This is a genomic window from Vagococcus bubulae (assembly GCF_003950315.1).
Taxonomy (GTDB): domain Bacteria; phylum Bacillota; class Bacilli; order Lactobacillales; family Vagococcaceae; genus Vagococcus; species Vagococcus bubulae.
Genome location: NZ_NGJT01000004.1, coordinates 146403 through 153975 on the forward strand (window position 1 = coordinate 146403; position 7573 = coordinate 153975).

Here is a 7573-nt window from a genome sequence, read left to right on the forward strand (position 1 = left end):
TTATTAAGAGAAAGAGGTTAAATAATGGGTGAAGATAATTGGAAAGATGATGTACTAAATAAAAAAGCTAGTGGCTGGACAATCAGAAAAACTCAGGGAGATATGTTTGCAATCATAGATACAAGTAAAGCAGTTCCTTATCTGACAAAGGAAGAAATACAAGCACTTAAATCAATCACTAAACCAACTTTAGAAGATTTTGAAATATTTTATAAAGAGCTTATGGCTGATATTCATGGTGAGAATATTGTATTTGTTACAAGTAGTCTAAAGCAGGCAGAGGATGTTTTGTATGGCAGATTGTCTATAGATGATTTAAATAAGTTTCATGGCTTTGCAACACAAGAGGATCAGGAAAGAGTTAGAAATCTAATAATTGAAAGTGGATTGTGAGACCTATTTATTTTTAGATGTTTTTTTAAATAAATATTTCAAATTAGAAACTTATTACTTGAATATCTGTCATGACATAGCACCTATATATGAAAGAGTGAGACATGGTCTTAATTAATCAACCAATTCAAAATATTAGGAGGTACATGATGAGCAAAAAAGATAATCAACACAGTAAACTTTTAGATACCTATTGTCCCAAGAAACAGACAGATTATGAAGTGGCAGAAACTGTTTATTTTTTAAAAAACACATGTAAAGTCCCTTATTCAAAAATTATTAAGAGACTGGGAATATCCTTTAACACTATGAAAAGATTTTTAACTGAGCATGAAGATGAAATAAAAGCAAACCAGAAAAAAGAATGGAACAAGCAAGGCAAGAAATAACAGAAATAGCAGAACAACACAAAGACAGTAACAAGTAAATAAAAAAACTAAAAGGAGTTTATTAAAAATGGCTAATCAAGACAACAAAGTAAGCAAGAACACAAAAGGAATTGACATCTTAGCAGCAGGATTAAATCAATATTCTGAATTAATACAGGCAGAGGCAGATAAGAAAGAAAAGTTCAAAGCAGAATTTATTGAGTCACCAGAGAAATTCATTTCAAAACATGAGGTAGAGATTTACTTGAACACTCTAAATGTTAGAACAGATATTTTAGCCATTCTACAGGAGCAGCTAAATAGCTTCCAAAAAGATGCATTAGAGTTTGAAAAATACATCTATAACTCAGAGTTTGCCAATAAATCATATATGACAGCCTTAGAGCAGGTCAGCAGATTTACTGGATTAATTCAAACAGTGAACACTCTAAACCCTGTTACTTTATCAGATAAAGCAAGTATTGTTGTATCAGATGTCAAAGCAGGAACAGTAACACAAATTGATAATGCATTTGTACAAGGGGGTAAGTAGATGGCAGTTCAAAAGCTGATTTATGAAGTAGATAAAATCAAAATGCCCAGTTCAACTAAACTAGACAAAGCATTTCAAGAACTTGAAACAGTTGTAACTGACACTGATAGTTTAAAGCAAGAGCTAATAAAAAAAGTAACAGGTGAGCCAGTAAAGAAACCAACAGCCTTATCTGATTTAAAAGCACTTGTTACTAAGAAACCAACAGACAGCAAGCTATCAGAGGCAGAAGTTGGTGAGAGGATGGCAGTTCTAAATCAGTATCTGCAGGACAATGCACCTGACTTAGTGGCAACAGTAAAACAAGAATACTACAGCTATAAAAAAGCTGTTAATGATATTTGGGATCAATATGTTAAACATTTATGTATTGCTAACTCAGATGATACTGAGCAAGTAGCCACCCACCTAAGACTCTTAGTTAACAGCTATACATGGAAAATGAGACAAATTGAAGAAATTTTAAATAAGGATTTTGATGCCTACACTAGCATCAACTGTTTTATTGTTGAGTCCAAAATTGATGTAGACCTAGCTGAGGTTGAAACAGCAATCTATGGAGCTACTTTTTAACTTTGTTAAAAGACAATGGCAGATACTCACTATCAGAAATTGAGTTCTGTTTAAAGAATAAAAGTGTGTTACAGCAAAGAGCAGAGGCAACAGGCAATATGTCAGCAACAGTTGAAACAGTTATTGATGCAGAGAATTGTCTTTCTAAAGCTAATTTGACTGCTAATCAGTCTGTAGTGTTACAACTTAGATGGCTTTATAATTTTACATTAAAAGAATGTGGAAACATCTTAGGAGTGTCAGTAGAGGCAGTAAGGCAATCAGAGAACTCAGCAAAAATAAAAATACAAAAAGTATTAGATGTTTGGAATGAGGAGCTGTTAATCAATGGATAATGCAGGGTTAAAATACACCAATGCAAAAGAGTTTACTGTAAAAGTCTGGACAGGTTTAGATCAATGTAATAATAGAGCAAAGGCAAATACATATCTTTTAGATACTGTTTGTCCTGAATTACTTGCAACTCCTTTAGAACAGTTACCATCCATTGAAACAAGAAATCAGACAGTTAATGATATTACAGAAAAATATTTTGAGCTATTTAACAAGTTCCCAAGTGGGTACATTTTAGAACTGCTAGGCAATTATTTACTGTTGGACTACATTAAAGATAAAACAAAGACTAAGAATGATGAGTTGCAGTTTCTAACCCCTACCCAAGCAAAGAGAAGACACCAAAAAGAGTTCTCAGCAGTTGAAGATACTATGGATTTTCTTAAAAGTAAGCATGTCAGAAAGATGGACAGTTTAAAAAAGAAAGTAACAATTGAGAAAAAAGAAAATATGGACTAAGAAAGCAGGAAAATGAATGTCAGATAAAGATTTAACAATGTCACTTGCAGATAGCTTAAAGCTAACTCAAGACACATTACAAGCTGGAGTAATTGAGATTTTAGGAGAGGAGTCAAAGTTACTGGCTAACTTGCCTTTCAGGTATATTGATGGATCAGGACTGACTTACACAGTACAGAAAACACAAGCTAAACCACAGTACAGAACTGTTGGAGAGGCATATAAACCATCTGAAGTTGAATATGAAAACAGAACAGAGTCATTATCAATTCTAGGTGATGAAGCTGTTATAGATACATATCAAAATCAAATTGTGGCTGATTACAATGATTTAATGGCAATTGAAGTTGCTTTAAAAACAAAAGCACTTGCTCATGCCTATCAAAAAGCCTTTTTGTATGGCAATACAGAGAAAGATATAAAAGCATTTAATGGGTTAAATAAAAGATTAATTAAAAACCAGATGTTCCAGTCATCAGGTATTGTTGCAGATGATTTGGACATTTTAGCAGATGCAGTTAAAGATGCAAACTTTGCTATTATGAGTAAGTCAAAAAGAAGAAAGTTGACAAATGAAAACAGATCACTAATAACAAAATCAACTAATGAATTTGGTGTACAGGTTACACAGTATGGTGAGATTGTTATCTGTGATTTGGATGATGAAGTATTTCAAGCTGGTGATGAAGGTAGTATCTATGTTATGAGATTATCAGATGTGGATGGTGTCTGTGGCTTACAAAATGGTGGTATTAATGTAACTCCTTTAGGTCATATGACAGGGTCACCAAAGCTGAAAACAAGAATTGAGTGGTTCACTGGTATGGCTGTTTATGATGATAAATCACTTGCTAAAATTACAGAAACTAAAGAATAAAATAAAACAGATTGGGACAGTCTTACTTATGAGGCTGTCTTTTTTTATATATCAATTTAGAGGTGTATATATGATTAAAGTAAACCATGTTGAGAGCTATATTACTGACAATGTACTCCATTCTAAACAGTGGGATATGAGTTCTGAGGATGTAAAGACAAAGGCAGTAAATAACTCAATAGCCAAGCTAAAACAGATATTAAAGCCTGAGATAGAGCAAGGCTATGAGTTAGAGATTGAAGATGTAGCTTTACAAGCTGTATGGATGTTAAAAGTAGATGATAGTTTTCAGAGGGCAGAAATGGGAGCAACTTACATTGCTGTTGATGGCATCATGTTAATGTTTAGTGGCAAGGATAACACTCTTAGTCCAGATATTGCCAATAAGTTTGGTATATCACTGTTTAATGGTGTCAGAAGAAAAGCAGGCAGTTATAGAATTGCACACAGTACAAACTATAGAATACCTGTATCAGATAGTCAGAAACTAGCAAGTCAAAGAGTGAATGACTAATGGTATTAAATCTTTTCCCAACTAACAATAAGGCTATAGTATTCAGTAAGGGAAATTTTGACAGGTGGGGAGTTCCTATAAATGATAATAGAACAGGAACTGAGTATAACTGTATTGTACTAGAAAATACTAAACTTGAAAAAGTACCTGCAGGGATGGACAAGTATCAGGGCAAAGAGATAACTTTTAATGCTGTTGTTTACTTTCCTGAATTTGTAAAAGTTAAATCAGAGGACACTATTCAATATACAGATGATTTAGGGCAGACACACAAAAGAACTGTGATACAAGTTCAGGTAAAAAAGGACTTTGGGGGCAGTGTATTAGCAGTGAAAGCCTATGTATAAAACTATTAAATAGATATTAAAAAGGAGAGAAATACATGGCTAAAATAGCAGGTGTAGATGTGTTGCTTTATGTAACAGATGATAAAAAGAAAGAGGTAGCTGTTGCAGGGCAGACAGGTACAGACTTAGAACTGTCAGCAGATACTATTGATGTAACAGATAAAAACAGTAATGGATGGAAAACAGCTCTAGCAGGGTTAAAATCATGGAGCATGTCAAGTGATGGCTTTGTTGATTTAGGTGAGAATAGTTTACCACTGTTAAGAAAGTCATTCTTAGATAGAAAACCTATTCCTGTAACAATCAGAATGGGAGAAAGTACAGATGTTAAAGGAGTTACCTTTTCAGGAGATTGTTATATTACCTCATTCCCTCATTCATTTAAACAAGATGATGCAGTTACTTACTCATTAGATTTAGAGGGTGCTACTGGTTTGACTATTAAAGAGGGAGCAGATGTGACTGTAGAGTCTTTAAAAGCTAAATAAAAGCCTGTAGCTAATAAAAATGAAAGGGGGTGATATGTAATATATGAGTAATGAAGTACAAGCAAGTACAAAAGATTTGACTGTACAGCAATTAAAGGCAATCACTTTTCTTGTGGCTAAAGATGTTTATAGACTAACTGATGCACAGATTGCTGAACAGGTTGGAATTTCTACTGTAACATTGTATAACTGGAAAAGGCTACCAGAGTTCAATAAGGAGCTGCAGAAACAAGCAAGAGAACTGAACAAAGCAACTCTTGCAGATGTGTACAGTTATATCAGAAAGACTTTAAATAACCCAAAAGCAACAGATACAACTAAGGTAAAAATTGCTGAGTTAGTCCTGAAGAGCCAAGGGGAATTTAAAAACCAACAGATTGATCACTCTGTTTCTGTTACCTCAGAGAAACCACTAGATGAACTGTTTAAAGAGCTGGGAGTCTAGTAATATGTATTAAATTGAGATTATTGAACAAGTTGAAAAGTAACAATAAATATAAAAATTAAAGAATACTCTTATTGGTTAGTGTGTGGGTATGTATGGTCTACAGAGTACACATTTCTATTAGTATCTCTGTTCTTTTTTTAAATCTGATAATACCTGCCTCAATCAGAGGCTCAAGTAATGAAACACTTACTGAAATAAATAAAAAAATGTTAATGTCAAAGGGGCTACTGTGTGGAAAGCAGTGGCTCTATTCCTTTGGTTATATGTACAATAAAAGTATATTATTTATAATAGGAATACTGTTAATTACAGTAGTGAACTCTAATTTAAAACAGTGGCTACAGTTGACTACAGAATGAACTGAGAGCCTTTTAAAGTGTTCTGTAAGAATGGCTGTAACACCTGATATATAAATGTTTGTAGCAGTATTTAAACTGTCTTAGACAGCAATATAGGTGCATTCTTTTTTTAAGAGGGGGCAGGCTTTACTTTATATTTCTTCACATCTATAGATTTTAAAACAGTAGTGGGTACTTAGTTTAAACAGTGGCTATCAGTTTAAAACAGTAGGGATCATTTTAAAAGGAGGCTACCAGTCTTTAAACAGGGGGTACAGTTAAAGATACAGGGGTGCTCTTTGTTACAGTGATATACAGTAGGCTACAGTGAGGAGGTAGTAAGATACAGGTAGTAAGACACAAGCAGTAAGACATAAGCAGATAGATACTGTTGAGTACAGGTAACTACTGGTAGAAATACTAGGGAGAGTTGCCTCCTGCCCTATGTGGTAAATACTTTTATCTACTGCTTATAGTTCCAACAGATAGTGACAGATAAGTGAATAGTAGTAACAGTTAGTAACAGTGAACTCAGTTCCCTAATGCATGATACTACTGTTGGATATCACTGCATAAAGGCATGAATATACTGTATATATCACTGTTAGTTACTGTTGTTTGGTAACAAATCAATAAAATCAATGTTTTCAGTTCACTATTTTGCTCATAAAAGTGAACTCAGAAATTAAACTAATTTATTTATAACTGTTAAAACAGAACAGACAGAAAGACAAAGGGGGGCATCTGGGGGGAGGGGGGCTAAAGGCTGGGCATACTGCAGTATCACCTTACACACAATGGTTTTTACTTTAATGTTCATTTAGTTAAACAGATAGTGAACAGTGATCAACAGTAAATGACTAGTTATTAGTACAGTGATAGCAGACAAACAACAGAAAATAAATCCTACCACTAAGAGCATCCTCAAAAGTTTCTACTATAAATATACTATTTATTTACTTACTCAACTGCTCAGTATAACTACTGATAAGATGAGAAGTTAAAAAGTCTGTGGGATGCTCTTTAATACTGATGACTGTCTAGTAAAATGAATTAGAAGTCTGTCATTGGGTACTTAACTGTTTAACTGAATTTAAAGTGATTAGAATGCTCCTGTGTGCAGTAAGTTAATGTTGGATGGGTACTGGAGAGAGTTGCATGTACTTCACTGTGAAATGTCTTAGTATTCCTGTTGTTTTCTGTTATTTTTACTGGTATAATCTACTGTATAAGTACTGTAGTTGGAAGAATTTCTACTGTACTATACTGAACTGTAAAACATATCCTGCCTGGACAACTGATAGAATGAGCAGATATGCCAGAATTTCTTTAGGGATAAGATAAGGCTGATATAACAGGTTTTTATCCAGTATTTTAACAGTGAAAATTGAGCAATATTATAGTTAAGTCAGAAGTCCAGCAGAAAGTAGTTTTTGCAGTGGACTATGACCAGAAAAGTTGAGAGACTTCTCTGCCTTTTAATTTAAAAGGCTCTTTGTCAAATAGGACTGATGAGTTAAATCTATAAGATGATGAATTTGAGAGTAATCTCAGATTTATCATCTTTTTTAGTTATTTAATTTTTATAAGACCGTTTATCAAGAAAATTCTTATTCTCATGTTGCTGAATGATTTGAATCCGTATGATACTCTTTTAAGGGTTTTTATATGAGTATTCTTAGCTTCAATTTTTCCATTGGAAAAATCATAAAGAAGGGCATTGCGAATACCAGTTTCATATGCAAGTAAGTTTTCTAATTTATCTTTAAATAGCCTATCTAAGCTATTAGGTAAGTTTTTCAACAGTTCAAAAAATGAATCAGCATCTTTATTTCTAAAATGATACGTTAGTAATTGGAAGCTATCGTAGGCTTCTTTTAGA

Annotated in this window: 12 protein-coding genes; 11 read left to right on the forward strand and 1 reads right to left on the reverse strand. The window is 33.4% G+C overall.

Translation table 11 applies throughout. The features are described from left to right. The first annotated feature begins 24 nt into the window (after positions 1 to 24). From CBF36_RS03800 to CBF36_RS03850, 11 genes are all read left to right on the forward strand, one after another. A complete protein-coding gene (locus CBF36_RS03800; RefSeq protein ID WP_125956769.1) occupies positions 25 to 393 on the forward strand; it encodes a hypothetical protein in 369 nt (122 codons plus the stop codon). Positions 394 to 542: 149 nt separating this feature from the next. After that, complete coding sequence (locus tag CBF36_RS03805; protein WP_125956771.1) at positions 543 to 782, forward strand: hypothetical protein; 240 nt, start codon at positions 543 to 545, stop codon at positions 780 to 782. 67 nt (positions 783 to 849) lie between these two features. Then, positions 850 to 1314 (forward strand): hypothetical protein, encoded by a 465-nt coding sequence (locus CBF36_RS03810; RefSeq protein WP_125956773.1) that lies wholly within the window; start codon positions 850 to 852, stop codon positions 1312 to 1314. Then, the gene (locus CBF36_RS03815) at positions 1315 to 1887 is read left to right on the forward strand and encodes a hypothetical protein (protein WP_125956775.1); all 573 of its coding nucleotides are present in this window, start codon (positions 1315 to 1317) and stop codon (positions 1885 to 1887) included. It abuts the gene before it with no gap. Between the two features lie 2 nt (positions 1888 to 1889). Then, on the forward strand, positions 1890 to 2222 hold the full coding sequence (locus tag CBF36_RS03820) for a sigma factor-like helix-turn-helix DNA-binding protein (RefSeq protein ID WP_125956776.1): 333 nt from the start codon (positions 1890 to 1892) through the stop codon (positions 2220 to 2222). Next, positions 2215 to 2679, forward strand: a complete 465-nt coding sequence (locus CBF36_RS03825; RefSeq protein ID WP_125956778.1) for a hypothetical protein — start codon at positions 2215 to 2217, stop codon at positions 2677 to 2679. Before CBF36_RS03820 ends, CBF36_RS03825 begins: the two co-directional genes overlap by 8 nt. Positions 2680 to 2695: 16 nt before the next feature. Then, positions 2696 to 3556: a major capsid protein gene (locus CBF36_RS03830; RefSeq protein WP_125956780.1), complete on the forward strand. Its 861-nt coding sequence runs from the start codon at positions 2696 to 2698 to the stop codon at positions 3554 to 3556. 70 nt (positions 3557 to 3626) lie between these two features. Further along, on the forward strand, positions 3627 to 4070 hold the full coding sequence (locus CBF36_RS03835; RefSeq protein ID WP_125956781.1) for a hypothetical protein: 444 nt from the start codon (positions 3627 to 3629) through the stop codon (positions 4068 to 4070). After that, complete coding sequence (locus tag CBF36_RS03840) at positions 4070 to 4417, forward strand: hypothetical protein (RefSeq protein ID WP_125956783.1); 348 nt, start codon at positions 4070 to 4072, stop codon at positions 4415 to 4417. The genes CBF36_RS03835 and CBF36_RS03840 overlap by 1 nt, the downstream gene beginning before the upstream one ends. 35 nt (positions 4418 to 4452) lie before the next feature. Beyond that, positions 4453 to 4905, forward strand: coding sequence for a phage major tail protein, TP901-1 family (locus tag CBF36_RS03845; protein ID WP_125956784.1), 453 nt, complete (start codon positions 4453 to 4455; stop codon positions 4903 to 4905). 43 nt (positions 4906 to 4948) lie between these two features. Beyond that, positions 4949 to 5350 carry a phBC6A51 family helix-turn-helix protein gene (locus CBF36_RS03850; RefSeq protein WP_125956786.1) on the forward strand — a complete coding sequence of 134 codons (402 nt, stop codon included), beginning with the start codon at positions 4949 to 4951 and terminating at the stop codon, positions 5348 to 5350. A gap of 1913 nt (positions 5351 to 7263) precedes the next feature. On the opposite strand, the gene CBF36_RS03855 is transcribed toward CBF36_RS03850, so the two are convergent. Continuing rightward, positions 7264 to 7573: transposase (locus CBF36_RS03855; RefSeq protein WP_165865373.1), on the reverse strand; the 310-nt coding region annotated here is incomplete at its 5' end.

Coding starts and splice junctions, on each gene's coding strand:
- CBF36_RS03800 (WP_125956769.1), top strand. CDS start 25: ATGGGTGAAGATAATTGGAAAGATGATGTACTAAATAAAAAAGCTAGT.
- CBF36_RS03805 (WP_125956771.1), top strand. CDS start 543: ATGAGCAAAAAAGATAATCAACACAGTAAACTTTTAGATACCTATTGT.
- CBF36_RS03810 (WP_125956773.1), top strand. CDS start 850: ATGGCTAATCAAGACAACAAAGTAAGCAAGAACACAAAAGGAATTGAC.
- CBF36_RS03815 (WP_125956775.1), top strand. CDS start 1,315: ATGGCAGTTCAAAAGCTGATTTATGAAGTAGATAAAATCAAAATGCCC.
- CBF36_RS03825 (WP_125956778.1), top strand. CDS start 2,215: ATGGATAATGCAGGGTTAAAATACACCAATGCAAAAGAGTTTACTGTA.
- CBF36_RS03830 (WP_125956780.1), top strand. CDS start 2,696: ATGTCAGATAAAGATTTAACAATGTCACTTGCAGATAGCTTAAAGCTA.
- CBF36_RS03835 (WP_125956781.1), top strand. CDS start 3,627: ATGATTAAAGTAAACCATGTTGAGAGCTATATTACTGACAATGTACTC.
- CBF36_RS03840 (WP_125956783.1), top strand. CDS start 4,070: ATGGTATTAAATCTTTTCCCAACTAACAATAAGGCTATAGTATTCAGT.
- CBF36_RS03845 (WP_125956784.1), top strand. CDS start 4,453: ATGGCTAAAATAGCAGGTGTAGATGTGTTGCTTTATGTAACAGATGAT.
- CBF36_RS03850 (WP_125956786.1), top strand. CDS start 4,949: ATGAGTAATGAAGTACAAGCAAGTACAAAAGATTTGACTGTACAGCAA.